General features: G+C 39.8%; 14 protein-coding genes and 1 pseudogene. 3 read left to right on the forward strand and 12 right to left on the reverse strand.

Features of this window, described 5'->3' with window-relative positions; genetic code table 11:
- Positions 1-64: 64 nt before the first annotated feature.
- Complete coding sequence (locus CDZ78_RS04460) at positions 65-1360, reverse strand: alginate export family protein (protein WP_087868898.1); 1296 nt, start codon at positions 1358-1360, stop codon at positions 65-67.
- Positions 1361-1388: 28 nt separating this feature from the next.
- Positions 1389-1991 (reverse strand): OmpA family protein, encoded by a 603-nt coding sequence (locus CDZ78_RS04465; RefSeq protein WP_087868899.1) that lies wholly within the window; start codon positions 1989-1991, stop codon positions 1389-1391.
- A 348-nt stretch (positions 1992-2339) separates the two neighbouring features.
- On the opposite strand from CDZ78_RS04465, the gene glnA reads away from it, so the two are divergent.
- Positions 2340-3749, forward strand: coding sequence for a glutamate--ammonia ligase (gene glnA, locus CDZ78_RS04470; RefSeq protein ID WP_087868900.1), 1410 nt, complete (start codon positions 2340-2342; stop codon positions 3747-3749).
- Here glnA and CDZ78_RS04475 read toward each other — a convergent pair.
- Entirely contained in the window at positions 3737-3931 is a 195-nt protein-coding gene (locus tag CDZ78_RS04475) for a hypothetical protein (RefSeq protein ID WP_087868901.1), read from the reverse strand. The two genes, glnA and CDZ78_RS04475, sit on opposite strands and share 13 nt — an antisense overlap.
- A 375-nt stretch (positions 3932-4306) precedes the next feature.
- Between CDZ78_RS04475 and glnL the strand changes: the two genes are divergently transcribed.
- On the forward strand, positions 4307-5353 hold the full coding sequence (glnL, locus tag CDZ78_RS04480) for a nitrogen regulation protein NR(II) (protein ID WP_087868902.1): 1047 nt from the start codon (positions 4307-4309) through the stop codon (positions 5351-5353).
- On the forward strand, positions 5346-6773 hold the full coding sequence (gene ntrC / locus CDZ78_RS04485) for a nitrogen regulation protein NR(I) (protein WP_087868903.1): 1428 nt from the start codon (positions 5346-5348) through the stop codon (positions 6771-6773). The genes glnL and ntrC overlap by 8 nt, the downstream gene beginning before the upstream one ends.
- A 94-nt stretch (positions 6774-6867) precedes the next feature.
- Here the strand turns inward: ntrC and CDZ78_RS04490 are convergent, their stop codons facing one another.
- From CDZ78_RS04490 to hisC, 9 genes and pseudogenes are all read right to left on the reverse strand, one after another.
- Positions 6868-7125, reverse strand: a complete 258-nt coding sequence (locus CDZ78_RS04490) for a LapA family protein (protein WP_087868904.1) — start codon at positions 7123-7125, stop codon at positions 6868-6870.
- Between the two features lie 19 nt (positions 7126-7144).
- Positions 7145-7462 carry an integration host factor subunit beta gene (locus CDZ78_RS04495; protein WP_167374175.1) on the reverse strand — a complete coding sequence of 106 codons (318 nt, stop codon included), beginning with the start codon at positions 7460-7462 and terminating at the stop codon, positions 7145-7147.
- Between the two features lie 47 nt (positions 7463-7509).
- Positions 7510-7746 (reverse strand): annotated as a pseudogene (locus CDZ78_RS04500) (transposase); the annotation flags it as partial.
- Between the two features lie 172 nt (positions 7747-7918).
- Positions 7919-8158, reverse strand: a complete 240-nt coding sequence (locus CDZ78_RS22895) for a transposase (RefSeq protein WP_307190454.1) — start codon at positions 8156-8158, stop codon at positions 7919-7921.
- A gap of 77 nt (positions 8159-8235) precedes the next feature.
- On the reverse strand, positions 8236-9141 hold the full coding sequence (locus CDZ78_RS04505; RefSeq protein ID WP_244559155.1) for an ISL3 family transposase: 906 nt from the start codon (positions 9139-9141) through the stop codon (positions 8236-8238).
- A gap of 166 nt (positions 9142-9307) precedes the next feature.
- Positions 9308-10969 carry a 30S ribosomal protein S1 gene (rpsA, locus tag CDZ78_RS04510; RefSeq protein ID WP_087868907.1) on the reverse strand — a complete coding sequence of 554 codons (1662 nt, stop codon included), beginning with the start codon at positions 10967-10969 and terminating at the stop codon, positions 9308-9310.
- Positions 10970-11065: 96 nt separating this feature from the next.
- Complete coding sequence (cmk, locus tag CDZ78_RS04515) at positions 11066-11725, reverse strand: (d)CMP kinase (protein WP_087868908.1); 660 nt, start codon at positions 11723-11725, stop codon at positions 11066-11068.
- The gene (locus tag CDZ78_RS04520; protein WP_087868909.1) at positions 11725-13917 is read right to left on the reverse strand and encodes a bifunctional prephenate dehydrogenase/3-phosphoshikimate 1-carboxyvinyltransferase; all 2193 of its coding nucleotides are present in this window, start codon (positions 13915-13917) and stop codon (positions 11725-11727) included. The genes cmk and CDZ78_RS04520 overlap by 1 nt, the downstream gene beginning before the upstream one ends.
- On the reverse strand, positions 13910-15016 hold the full coding sequence (gene hisC, locus CDZ78_RS04525) for a histidinol-phosphate transaminase (protein WP_087868910.1): 1107 nt from the start codon (positions 15014-15016) through the stop codon (positions 13910-13912). Before hisC ends, CDZ78_RS04520 begins: the two co-directional genes overlap by 8 nt.
- Between the last annotated feature and the right edge of the window lie 364 nt (positions 15017-15380).

Raw genomic sequence — 15380 nt, forward strand, 5'->3', positions numbered from 1 at the left:
GCGCACCTGTGCAGCCAAAATCCTGCGTCATACTTTCGGGTATTATTAAATCCTCGCCCCTTAATTAGAAATTCACACTACCCTGCACCCATATTTTCTGGGTATCTTTTTCTACTCCGGCATTTATAGCAGCCTGGCTATTATCAGCATCATAATAAGCATATTTTGCCAACAATTGATAATGTTTGCCAAAATGTTTAGTCACCAGAAAATCATATTCGTTACCATACTCTCCATTGCCTTTTGAGTCAGTAAAGTAATGATAGGCAAACATAAATTTAACCCCATAAAAGCTTTTATCTATGGATGCCTGAATATCTCTAACACCTGCACCGGGCGTCACCAGAAATTTATCTGCCCAACCTTGAAAGTCATGCTTGGTACCTAGTGGTGTCTGAAAAGCATAAATGTCATTACCATTTAACTGTTCCATTCCAGACTTGAGAGTAATACCAACATATTGTGCGCCCAATATAATCAGATATCTATCTAGCGCATAGTTACCGGGATTATTCTTATAATCTGCCTGATTACTATAGCCTACATCATAGGACAACTGAATATCATGCTTTAACTTAGGCTCACCGTGCAGCCTTACTCCATAGGTCTGCGTTGAGTTGATAGCATCCTCATGATCCGCCAGCCAATAGCCATACCCAGTTAGAGTACTAAAGCGACCAAACTTATAGCTAAAATTGAATACCGGCATACTTACTAGATGCCTGGTAGAAATCACCGAATGTATCTGCCCTATATAGATGAAGTTTAGCGTTAAATTCTCTACCGATTGATTACTAATCAATACGGAATCAAAAGTTTGCTCCATTTGCCGCCAGTCGTCGTTACCGATAAAACGCTCATTATCTAATTCTATCCGTTGCCGTCCACCTTTTATTAAAGTACCCGAAAGACCTTTATAACTTAGCCAGAATTGATTTAGTTCTTGCTCTTGCGGGTCAGCTACAACTTCATACTGGGTCAAACCATTACGCAAACTATTATAGTCCTCCTGCATAGCAAGATTGCCTTCATATTCAGCATAAATTTGTACATTATGAAATTCAGGTGTCAGATACCCTGCTCGTAGACGTAGGGTATTTGCATGCGCTGTTTTTACAGGTGAATTATCACTAGTATTTACGTTTTCGTAGCGATAACGTAAATCAAACTTTACTTGTCCATATTTACCTTGCTCGCCAAACTGGAGCCCATCTTCTATCGTTTCATTTACATTTGCTGCCTGAACAGATAACGACATTAATAGAGCAATAACGCCCGCACTGCTAGTACAGTGCCTATTTTCATTTGTTAGGTGAAAAAAATTAAAAATCGCTGACTTAAAACTAAAATATATATGCATTTAGGCAGTTATACCAATGGCTACAATACTAATTTCCCTTATCACGTGAATCCTTCTCCACTAGCGCTTCATCAATCTTAATTTCCAGGGTAATTCTTCTGTTTAAAGAGCGTTCCAGAGTAGTCAGCTCATCTGAGATTAAAGGGTCATCTCCGCCCAGACCTCTAGAGGTTATACGCAGAATATTAACACCACTATTAATAAAGTATTCGCGTATAATCCGCGCCCTTTGTTCGGACAATAGCTGATTAACATCCCTATCTCCTTTAGAATCTGAGTGCCCAAATACCAGGATGGAAGTGTACTTATATTCTTTTAAAATCGGGCTGATTCTGTCGAGAATTTCATGAACATTCCAGTTCATCCGTGCAGAATTAGGGCTAAAAGCTATATTGCCGGGAATATTAACAGTCAAAGTGTCGCCCTTTATTTCTGATTCAACCCCTTTGTCTAGTACTTTACTGCGTAGCAGAGCATGTTGCTCTATTAAATATTGCTTTCTATCAAAACCAGCTAAAGAACCAAATGCCACTTCTCCTGGAGCCATCGTCCATTTTGGGGTTTGATCTGAAGAAGTCTGACATCCACTCATTAAAGAACCAAGGACAAAAACAAATATAAATCGTTTCATAATTTTCTATACGTAAAGGAATGAACTGAAATAATAACAAGCGCCTGTTACCTACATATTGACTGATTTCTGCAGTAATAAAGCATTTTAACACTTTTCAGTACCTACTAAAACACCCTCTCCCCATCATGACGCACCAATTGGTACAAAGATAAATATATATCCGTATTTATAGTAACTAATACCCCATAAAACAGTACCTTATTAATGGCCTGATATTTGCTTTTGAAATAGTACACCTCATAAAAAGAGGTAATTTGTAAATAAATAATGTAATATACCAAGTTTGTCATAATACGCTTGGCGTATTAACAACAATTCAAAATAACTCTTTAGGAGAGGCTCTAAATGTCAGTAGATAACGTACTAAAAATGATACAAGAAAACGATATCAAATTTGTTGATTTCCGTTTTTGCGATACCCGCGGTAAAGAGCAGCATGTTACTTTCCCTGCCCATTCAATAGATGAAGATACTTTTGAAGAAGGTAATATGTTCGATGGCTCTTCTGTCGCAGGATGGAAAGGTATCAACGAATCTGACATGATTTTAATGCCAGATCCAGCATCTGCAAAAATAGACCCTTTCTTTGATGACAATACATTAATTTTACGTTGCGATATTATCGAACCAAAAGACATGCAGGGTTATGAACGTGATCCTCGCTCTATTGCTCGACGTGCTGAAGCTTACATGCAATCTACAGGCATTGCAGACACTGCTTTTTTTGGCCCTGAAAATGAGTTCTTCGTTTTTGATGACGTACGCTGGAGTAATGAGATGGGTAGCTGTAGCTACAAAATCGACTCTGAAGAAGCAGGCTGGAACTCTGAAAAAGTCTACGAAGATGGTAATATTGGACACCGCCCAGGTGTAAAAGGTGGTTATTTTCCTGTACCTCCGGTTGATTCGCTACAAGACATGCGCTCTGCAATGTGTCTAGTATTAGAAGAAATGGGCCAGACGACTGAAGTTCATCACCACGAAGTTGCAACTGCTGGTCAATGTGAATTAGGCGTTAAATTTAACACATTAGTTCAAAAAGCGGATGAAGTGTTAGAACTTAAATATGTGGTTGCTAATATCGCACATGCCTACGGTAAGACAGCTACATTTATGCCTAAGCCTTTAGTCGGTGATAACGGTAACGGCATGCATGTTCACCAGTCTTTGTTTAAAGATGGTAACAATTTGTTCTCTGGTGACTTATACGGTGGTTTATCTGAAACTGCTTTATTCTACATTGGCGGTATCATTAAACATGCTAAAGCGTTAAATGCTTTCGCTAATGCGTCAACTAACAGTTACAAGCGTTTAGTACCAGGTTTTGAAGCGCCTGTAATGCTTGCTTATTCTGCGCGTAACCGTTCAGCTTCTATTCGTATTCCTTTTGTCAACAATCCAAAAGGCCGTCGTATCGAAGTACGTTTTGGTGATTCTACTGCTAACCCTTATCTTTGCTTCGCTGCAATGTTGCTGGCCGGCCTAGACGGTATTCAAAACAAAATCCACCCTGGTGATGCCATGGACAAGGATTTATACGACTTGCCACCAGAAGAAGAAAAATTGATTCCACAAGTTGCCTTCTCTTTTGACGAAGCATTAAAGGCATTAGATGAAGACCGTGAATTCTTAACACGCGGCGGTGTATTTACTGATGATGTGATTGATGGTTATATTGATCTAAAAATGGAAGAAGTGACTCGTCTACGTATGAGTACACACCCTGTAGAATTTGATATGTACTACAGCTTGTAAACACAACAAGAAATTACCACTACTTTATGTAGTGGTAACTTTTTAAACTGAAGTTTCCCAATTATTGAGTAGCTGAAATACACAATGCTATCTAAAATATTGTCGTTTGAAAAGATAATTTCTTCCACTTTCCAAGGCGATTGTAAGCCTAAAGCCATACTAAATAAAGATTCATTATTCATGGTATTATTATCGCACTACCCACTAGGATTCACATAGAACCATAATTTTTATGACAAATCTCTCGACTGCACTCATTGCTTAAATAGGCTTAAGATACCTAAAAACCTATAGTTTGCACTATAAGGGAGATGGAAACACTCATCATCCAAGATTGCTGGTCTTTTTGTCCGTCTTCTACGTTGTAGTAACAGTTGCGTAGCCTGCTATGCGCCTGTTGCTACGCCTTGAATACGAGCAAAAATCCTGCCCAATAGTGGACGTTTATTTATTTCCAACTCCCTAAGCTTGTGAGAATTAGACATTTCCCTGTTGATAGCCTAAATTGGTCTACAAATTGCTTCTAACACTGTAACTATTCTTTTCAATTCCTTATTGTGCACAATAAAATTCTCGACAACATCAATGAAGCCATTCTCTTATTTAATAATGACCTCAAGCTGACCTATATCAATACGGCTGGCGAGATATTATTTGAAGATAGCGCCAGACATTTGCTCGGTAAAACTGCAAAGGATGTGTTTGGCACCAATACACAGATTCACCATGATTTAAGACCGTGTATTGAATGCAATGAAAGCTTTTTTGATCGTGAGCTCACTCTGGACTTATTCCACAGAAAAATAACCATCAGCTTTAGTGCAACCCCTATTCTTGAAAATCAGAAACAACCAGAAGTTCTCTTAGAATTACAGCAACTAGACCGGCATCTACGAATTTCTAAAGAAGAACAGTTACTTGCTCAGGAAAATATCTCGCGTATGCTAATGCGGGGCTTTGCGCACGAGATAAAAAACCCGCTAGGAGGCTTACGGGGTGCTGCTCAACTACTGGAACTTGAATTACAAGATAATGACTTAAAGGAATATACCCAGATAATTATTGAAGAAGCCGACCGCATGAAAGCGCTGATGGACAAAATGCTCGGCCCTAATAAACCGCCTAACAAAGTAGCTCTTAATATTCATGAAGCATTAGAACGTGTCAGACAATTGGTTCAGGCTGAAATGAGTGACATGATAATTATTAAACGTGATTACGACCCCAGTATTCCTGAGTTAAAAGCTGACAAAAACCAGCTAATTCAAGCTTTTTTAAATATTGTCCGTAATGCAGCCCAAGCCATTCATGATACGGGTGAAATCATTCTCCGTACTCGCATATACCGACAAATGACCATCGCGGGAAAACACCATAAACTTACAGCTCGAATTGATATTATTGACAATGGCAGCGGTATACCACCCGAACTAATGAATCAAATTTTTTATCCTATGATTACCGGACGAAGTGATGGCACTGGCCTTGGACTCCCTATCGCTCAATCGATCATTAATCAGTATAACGGTATTATTGAATGTATCAGCACAACTGAAAACACCACTTTCTCAATATATTTACCCGTAGGCAATGTTGATGACTAATAAATCTGTAGCATGGATCACCGATGATGATAAATCGATTCGCTGGGTCATTGAAAAAGCATTAAATAAAAACGAAATAGCTACCCGAAGCTTTACTTCTGCACAGGAATTGCTTGATGCACTACAGCATGACACCCCTGATGTTCTCCTGTCAGATATACGTATGCCTGGCATGGATGGCTTACAGTTACTCAGCAAACTGCAGCAGTCTCACCGAGACTTGCCTGTTATCATTATGACAGCGCATTCTGACCTAGAAAGTGCCGTTTCTGCTTTTCATGGAGGTGCATTTGAATACCTTCCCAAGCCTTTTGATATTCAAGAAATGCTCTCTGTTGTTCAACGCGCCTGTTTACATAGACAACAGACTAACAACACGAAAAACATTAGTAATGAAAATGAAGAATTACCGCCTGAAATCATCGGTGAAGCACCCGCTATGCAAGAAGTTTTCCGTGCTATTGGTCGTCTGGCTCGATCCCATATTACGGTATTAATCAATGGCCAGTCTGGCACGGGGAAAGAACTGGTTGCCAAAGCCTTGCACCGGCATAGCCCCCGCTCAAAACAGCCTTTCATTGCATTAAATATGGCAGCTATCCCTAAAGATTTAATGGAATCTGAATTATTTGGCCATGAAAAGGGCGCTTTTACCGGAGCAAATACACGCCGCGCCGGACGTTTTGAACAAGCAGATAATGGCACTTTATTTCTTGATGAAATTGGCGACATGCCTGCAGAATTACAGACCCGATTACTTCGGGTATTAGCGGACAGCGAATTCTACCCCATTGGAGCACATACACCGACTAGAGTTAACGTACGCATTATCGCCGCCACTCACCAGAACCTGGAGGCATTAGTTGAGCAGGGTTTATTTAGAGAGGATTTATTTCACCGCCTAAATGTTATACGCATACACATTCCACCCTTAAATGAGCGCACTCAAGATATTCCCTTGCTAATGCATTATTTTTTAGCCGCTGCCGCCCAGGAACTGGAAAGTGAAGTAAAGCTACTGACACCTGAAGCAGAAGAGTATTTATGCACTTTAGCCTGGCCAGGAAATGTTCGCCAGCTAGAGAATATATGTCGCTGGATTACAGTCATGGCTTCAGGCAGGGAAATACATTTAATAGACCTGCCACCTGAATTATTACCTGATTATACAGCCAGACAAACCAATGAAAGTAGCTCTGAATCAGAAAATAATTGGGAATTGAATCTGAAAAAAGCAATAGAAGAAAGAATTCAGCAAGGACAACAAGATATAGCCAAGCATATCATTCCTTTGACGGAAACTATTCTTATTAAATCTGCTTTAGAACATACTCAGGGGCACCGCCATGAGGCAGCGAATTTATTAGGCTATGGGCGTAATACTTTAACTCGAAAAATTAAAGAATTAGCCATTGAATAAGGCTTTTTCTACCCTAAAAAGCAGAAGGGACTTTAACCACGATAAGATCGTAGCTAAAGCCCCTTCCCTGTATATGATATATAGATCTAGTGAATTATTCTGATGACTCGATAGTTTTAACTTTTCTATCTAAGGATCTATATTGAGATTTTAGTTTAATAATGTGCATAAACGCCACCAGAAAACCAATAAAAATTCCGGCAAATAATTCAATGGTTAACGCCAAAGCCAAAGGCATTGATATTGTCGTTAAATACAGATCAATTTCTACTGTCTGAAAATTACGTAAAGAAAAAATCAGTGCCATCACAGCAATCAATGCAAAAAAAGTAATTACTATCATCCGCATCATAAAGAATCTCTCACTATTGCTAATCAGTTATTTCATGTGTATGTCTTGTTTCATCAACACGATCACGCAATTCCTTACCAGGCTTAAAATGCGGAACATATTTTTCTGTTAATGAAACCGATTCCCCAGTTTTGGGGTTACGTCCCATTCTAGGTTTACGATGATGCAAGGAAAAACTTCCAAAACCACGCACTTCTATTCTTTCGTTAGTCGATAAAGCCTGACTCATCTGTTCCAGCATGCACTTAACTGCCAACTCCACATCCTGCAAAGCCAAATGAGGTTGTTTCTTTGATAATTGTTCGATTAATTCAGATTTTGTCACACTATTTCCTATAATTATTGTGATATTCCTGCCATCTATATTATTGGCTCTTTTGAATTTCAAGTGGGTAAACAATTCGCATTTATTTTAGAAAAGTCTAATTTTCCAGTTAGTAAATAAGCAATTGTTTTGAAGTGCTGCATTTTATATCCTTTCGCTTTTCTTTTTGCAGCCTGTAAAACCGAGTTTAATCCTTCCAAAATACCATTATTGATTTGACTCTTTTTCCAGCTGACAATTCCATCCCAATGCCTTTTAATTGTCTTAGCTACTTTTATAATGGGGGCCAGTTGACTATAACAACGACCCTACGGCTATCGCGGACTAAAAATCATCACTTCGCTTAGGCTACGTTTCCCTGATTTTCAGCGGTAGTAATCAAGGTCATTAGCTATTTGATTAATCTTTCCAATATCAAAAGGTATTCCTAGTTTTTCTAATTCAACTTTTTTCTGGCTCTTTTGAATTTCAAGTGGGTAAACAATTCGCATTTATTTTAGAAAAGTCTAATTTTCCAGTTAGTAAATAAGCAATTGTTTTGAAGTGCTGCATTTTATATCCTCTCGCTTTTCTTTTTGCAGCCTGTAAAACCGAGTTTAATCCTTCCAAAATACCATTATTGATTTGACTCTTTTTCCAGCTGACAATTCCATCCCAATGCCTTTTAATTGTCTTAGCTACTTTTATAATGGGGGCCAGTAATACCAGTTATTAAGTAAGCCTTCAAATTGCTCTGTACTTTCGGCAACATAAACCTGTTGAAATGCTTCGCGAATTTGCATGGCTCAGATAGATTTCAAGTTCAGTTTTGCCATGCTTAACTCCTCTTTTATTGTTTTCTGTTTTGCAGTTAAATTAGACTCATTTTTTAAAAAAATATAACGATTTCCTTTGAGTATAGGGGTGTAACTCCCTTCCTCTCTGCGCACTTGGTCAACAGCTTCATTGATAAGTTTTATGATATGAAATTTATCAAAGGTAATTTCTGCCTCTGGCATGTTTTCTTTAACGCCTTTAATAAAGGCAGGAGACATATCGCAACTCACTTGTTTAATTGCATTCCTATCACCCTGTTTAACTTCTAATACTTCCACAAAATCAACAACGGTTTTATGATCTTTACCTGCACTAATATGCAGTGTTTTTCTCTCTTCCAGGTCGACAAAAAGAGTAATGTAGTCATGTCCTTTTGCAATAGAGGTTTCATCCATTCCGATAGTGCTTATATTACTGTAATCTTCATCGATCTTGGCTAGCTCAATGTAGGTATCCAGTACACGCCATATCTTGTGATCAGAGACACCCGTTAAGTCACTCACATTATGAACTGGCATGGCTTTGCATAATTGTATTAATAACGCCTCAAACAGCAGGGTGAACCCTGAAACCTTGCCTTCCCAAGGGGTAGGTATGAGTCGAACTTTTCCATCGTCACGTTTAATTCTGGGGACTCGCGCATGTAAATGGCATGCATGTTCAAAAAAATTTAAATGTTGCCAGGTTTTTTGAACGGTATCGTATGCCTTATACTGTTTTACTTCGTTATCACCTGCATCAGGATCTGCAAAAGTACTTCCTCGCTTAAAGTCTATCTGTATATCAAGTCGTTTTTCTTCAGCATTAAAATCAATAGACTTAATCAGCCAAGGCGAATTAATATGAAGTGCTTGTTGAAACAATTCTGTTATCATGAAAAAATAAATTTAGGTGACTTATAAGGACTGTTAATTATAATTTACCCACTCATTTTTCAAAAGAGCCATATTATTGCTATCAGCCATCCATAGTAAAAAACGCCCTAATATAAAAAAAGGGGTTTAATTTTCACAAATTAAACCCCTCCTTTCTGCCTGACTATTATTTATCCAAATTCTTGAATAAATCACCCATTGTAGGTGTACCAGCCGGTTGCTCTGAATACTCTTTCATTACCGATGCTTCATCATCAGAATCTTTGGCTTTGATAGATAGAGAAATAGATTTATTTTTCTTATCAACACCAATAAATTTAGCTTCAACTTCATCACCAACACTTAGTAATTTAGTTGCATCTTCAACACGATCGCGCTGTATTTCAGAAGCTCTTAGGTAGCCGTCAATGTTTTCTGCCAAGGTAATAACCGCACCTTTCGCATCAACTTCTTTGACCACACCTTTAACCATGCTACCTTTTTCATTAATAGCAATATAGTTCTGGAATGGATCTTGTTGCAACTGCTTGATACCTAGTGAAATACGCTCACGCTCAGCATCAACAGCCAAAATAACTGTCTCTACTTCATCACCTTTCTGGTATTCACGGATTGACTCTTCCTGAGCATCAGACCATGAAATATCAGACATATGCACCAGACCATCAATATTTCCATCCAGGCCAATAAAGATACCAAAATCAGTAATTGATTTAATTTTTCCTGCTATTTTATCGCCTTTGTTATGCGTAGCCGCAAACTCATCCCAAGGATTAGTACGACATTGTTTCATTCCTAATGAAATACGACGTCTTTCTTCGTCGATCTCAAGGATCATAACTTCAACCGGGTCACCTAGCTGTACAACTTTAGATGGGTTAACGTTTTTGTTAGTCCAATCCATTTCAGAAACGTGAACTAAACCTTCAACGCCTTCTTCAATTTCAACAAAACAACCGTAATCAGTTAAGTTATTTACCTTACCAGATACACGTGTACCTGCTGGGTAACGGTTTGCAATATCATGCCATGGATCTTCCGCCATTTGTTTCATACCTAATGAAACACGCGTCTTTTCTTTATCGAACTTAAGTACCTTAACTTCGATTTCCTGACCAATTTCCACACATTCCGATGGGTGACGCACACGACGCCATGCCATATCTGTAATATGTAATAAACCATCGATGCCACCTAAATCGATGAATGCACCGTAGTCAGTCAAGTTCTTGACTATACCTTTTACAACAATGCCATCAGCCAATGTTTTAAGTAATTCATCTCTTTCTGCACTGTATTCTTTTTCAACCACAGCACGACGAGATAACACAACATTGTTACGTTTTTGATCGATTTTAATTACTTTGAATTCAAGATCACGACCTTCAAGGAAGGTTGTATCTCTAATAGGACGAACGTCAACTAATGAACCAGGTAAGAAAGCACGTAATGCACCAACTGCAACGGTAAAACCACCGCGAACTTTGCCATTGATACGACCAACAATCGTCTCTTCAGCTTCAAAAGCAGTTTCCAGCTCACCCCAGGCTCTATGTTTCTTCGCTTTATCACGAGAAAGTAGCGTAGCACCCAAGCCATCTTCGATTAAATCCAGAGCAACTTCAACTTCGTCGCCTACACTAACCTCAAGGTCACCTTCTTCATTTAAAAATTGCCATTTAGGGATCACACCTTCTGATTTTAGTCCCGCACTGACAATAACTTTATCGTTATCGATGTCTACAACCGTACCTACTAGCATCGCGCCAGTACGCATTTCCGTTTGTTTTATACTTTCTTCAAATAATTCAGCAAAGCTTTCGCTCATTGTTTTCTATCCCAAGACTTGCTTAAACTCATCAAGTCTCTTTTTCTAAGTAGTTAAAAAAAGGCCGTACATTCTGCGTACAACCCACCAGTTTCATTACATAACAGCTAAAGTAATGACCTGATCAATGACTTCATCAATCGTTAAATCAGATGAATCCAGGTAAAAGGCATCTTCTGCAGGAATAAGCGGCGCTGTTTTTCGTTCACTATCGCGACGATCACGCACCTCAATTTCACTTGTAATCTTGTCAAGGTTAGCATCAATTCCTTTTTCTTTCAACTGTTTAAATCGTCTATTTGCTCTTTCTTTGGCACTCGCCGTTAAAAACACCTTGGCCGAAGCATCTGCAAAAACAACGGTTCCCATATCACGCCCATCAGCAACCAGCCCAGGAAGCTGGCGAAAATCTTTTTGCTTTTGCAATAAGACAGCCCGTACTTCAGGATAAGCAGCTATTTTAGAGGCTGTAGCACCTGTTTCTTCTGTAGGTAAGCGATGCGTTATATCTACGCCATCCAATATAACAACTAGTTCATCCACACATTCAAACAGCAAATGCATTTGCACGGCACATTGAGTAATAGCAGCCACATCGTTCAAATCTAAGTGCTTATCCATAGCAGAGATTGCCAGCGAACGATAAATAGACCCACTATCCAGATAATGCCAACCTAGTTTCTTTGCCACTGCCCTACTAACTATTCCCTTACCGGCTCCACTAGGACCATCAATAGTTAAAACAGGAATAGTCATTAACCTTCCTCACTGCTGATATTAAGCCCTAGCTGCGCTGTTAACGATACAAAACCTGGAAATGAGGTATTCACATTTTCACAATCCTGAATCACGATAGTGTCGCTTGCGCGTAGTGCAGCCATTGCAAATGACATGGCAATACGGTGATCACCATGAGAGACAACTGTGCCGCCACCGATAGTTCCACCCTGAATCACCATGCCATCTTCGGTAGGTTGTGCCTCTACACCCAGTATTTGCAAACCATCCGCCATCACTTGGATACGATCACTTTCTTTAACACGTAACTCTTTTGCACCCGTTAAAACAGTTGTTCCTTCTGCACAGGCAGCGGCAACAAATAAGACCGGAAATTCATCTATTGCCAATGCAACAAATTCTTCCGGAATTGCAATACCTTTTAATGCCGCACTACGTACTCGTATATCAGCAACAGGTTCACCACCGACTGTACGTTGATTCAATAATTCAATATTCGCACCCATTAACTGCAATATATTAATCACGCCTGTACGAGTTGGGTTAATGCCAACATGCTTTAAAGTCAAATCAGAATTAGCAGCAATAGACGCACCAACCAGAAAAAAGGCTGTCGAAGAAATATCACTCGGCACTTCAATATTTGTTGCCTTTAACTGTCCCTGGCGAGAAATCGTTACTTGATTACCCTCCTGCTCGACTGGGTGAGAAAAGCCGGAAAGCATGCGTTCAGTATGGTCGCGCGTTGGTGCAGGCTCAGTTACCGAGGTTTTACCTTGCGCATATAAGCCTGCAAGTAATAAGCAGGATTTAACCTGAGCACTGGCAATTGGCATATCATAGTGTATGCCCTGCAAAGCACCACTTTGCCCCCTAATGGTTAGAGGTGCGGTTCCATTATCAGTACTTTCAATAACGGCTCCCATTTTGCTTAAAGGATCAATTACCCGACGCATTGGGCGACCCGATAAAGACTTATCCCCAGTTAATACGGCATCAAATTTTTGTCCTGCCAATAATCCACAGAGCAAACGCATGGAGGTCCCGGAGTTACCTAAATAAATCGGCTCCTTAGGTGCCTGCAAACCATCCAGCCCAACACCATGAATGGTAACCTGACCATCAACAGGACCTTCGATTTGCACCCCCATCGCCTGAAAGGCACGCAAAGTAGCCAAAGCGTCATCACCTTCTAAGAAACCTGTGACATGCGTCGTCCCTTCTGCAAGCGAGCCCAACATAATGGAGCGATGCGAAATTGATTTATCTCCGGGCACACGCACTTCACCTTGTAAGTGCCCACCTGGCTGAACAGTAAAAATTATTGATTGGGTCATGTTATTGTGTTGATCTAAAAAACGTTGCCGAGCATTTCGGGCATAAGAAAAAGTATCGTGCAGCTCCTGAGCTTGATTGTCTTGCAACATTCGCTTAATATCGCCTAACTCAGAACTTAACTGCTCAATTAATGGAATAATGTGTTGTTTATTTGCCATACAGATATCCAGCCACATGGTTGGATCGCTGGATGCAATACGGGTAAAATCTTTAAAGCCACCTGCTGCATATTTAAATATATCACCTTGCTCATCTTTCCTGCCTAATAAATCCACCAAAGCAAATGCTATAATATGCGGCAAGTGGCTGGTCGCAGCCAAAACTGCATCATGCTGCTCTACCTGCATATAGGAAATATGACTACCCATACCCTGCCAAAAATAAGTGGCTTGCTTAATAAAGTGTTTATCAGTCTGAACACAGGGAGTAAATATCACCCGCTTGCCCTGAAATAGTTCTGCTAGTGCAGCACCCACACCACTATTCTCTGCGCCTGCAATCGGATGCGCGGGTACAAAATTACCCGGAATATCACCAAATACCAGGGATAATGCGGCTATTACATTGCCTTTAGTACTGCCTGCATCCATATACAATACGCTATCAGACCAGTAGGCTTGTAACTGCTTAAAGATCGCTGGCATTGCTCCTACTGGCGTAGCAATGATCACACAATCAGCATCGCTAATAGCTTGCTCAAGATTCAGGCTATAGCTATCAATAACTTTTAATGCCAGCGCTTGTTGTAAATTATCCAGATCTTGTGCACGCCCATAAGCCGAGATCGTCGTACAAAGATCATTTGCTCGCGCCGCACGGGCAATAGAGCCACCTATTAGCCCTACCCCAATGATACAAAGCTTTTTAAACATCCGCTAAGACAGCTTTAAGGGCGTTAATAAAAAATGCATTTTCAGCTTCTGTACCGATACTAATGCGCAAATGATTAGGCATTTCATAATTGGCAACAGGACGCACAATCACACCTTTGTGTAATAAAGCTGTATTGATCCTGGCCGCCTCTCGCTGCAAATCAACAGCAACAAAATTCCCCACTGATTCTATCCAGGGCAAGCCCATGGCAGAAAAAGCATCAGTGACAAACTGCATACCGGCATTATTCAATGCAACCGTAGCCGCTAAATACTCAGTATCCTGTATGGCAACCTCAGCAGCGGCCAGTGCCAGTGCATTATTATTAAAGGGCTGACGTACGCGATTTAATATATCCGCCAATTCTGGGCTAGATAAACTATAGCCTATACGTAAGCCAGCCAGACCGTATGCTTTAGAAAATGTCCGGGTAATTACTAAATTAGGATATTTTGCTAACCAGGCAATTGAATCCGGATAATCACTTTTATCTACATATTCAAAGTAAGCCTCATCAAGAACACATACACAATGCTCTGGGACTTCCGCTAAAAAATTGCTTAGAGCCTGCTCGGTTAAATAAGTACCGGTTGGATTATTAGGGTTAGCAATAAATAAAAGGCGTGTTTTATCATTAATTGCCGCCAGCATTCCGTTTAAGTCATGCCCATAATCAATTGCCGGAATAACTTTAGCTTGTGCTCCTACCGCCTGCGTGACTAGAGGGTACACTGCAAAGGCATGTTGCGAGAAAACCACTTCATGCTCAGTTGTTAAAAATGCCCTGGCTAATAATTCCAGAATTTCATTCGAACCGTTCCCTAGGGTAATTTGCGAACTATCCACACCCCATTTCTTAGATAACGCAGTTTTTAAAGCAAAACCATTACCGTCCGGATAGCGTGATAAATCAGCAAAGCTTGCCTGTATCGCTTGTTTAACCTTTTCGCTAGGGCCTAATGGATTTTCATTTGAGGCCAGCTTAACAATCTCGGTTAAACCCAGTTCACGCTCCAGTTCAGAAATAGGTTTTCCAGGCTGATAAGGTACTAATGTTTGTACGCCAGCAGTGGCGAGCTGATAGATGCTTTGTTGCATATTAAAAATTTAATAAGGAGTTATTTGAATTCAGGAGCAATATTTTTTACCATGAAGAGCAAGAAGAAGGACTTGAAGAAATACCTAAATCAACCTAAGCCCTTCTAAAAGTGTGTTGAAAAAATTAAATAGTTTTGATTAATACTGAGAAAACGGCATAGCGCAACCCCGGTGAGTGCTTGAATAAATAAGAACAGAATTAAAAAACCGTGACGCTTACTTGTGGTCGCTGTTGATTTTTTTGTTATGTTTTTACACGTTTAATTATGAACTAATTTAATTTCAACATGGCAATTAACTGCTGAAGTTTCCCAATTATTGAGTAGCTGAAATACACAATGCTGGTGAGACTAAATATCATCAC

This window comes from Bathymodiolus platifrons methanotrophic gill symbiont, assembly GCF_002189065.1.
Classification (GTDB): domain Bacteria; phylum Pseudomonadota; class Gammaproteobacteria; order Methylococcales; family Methylomonadaceae; genus Methyloprofundus.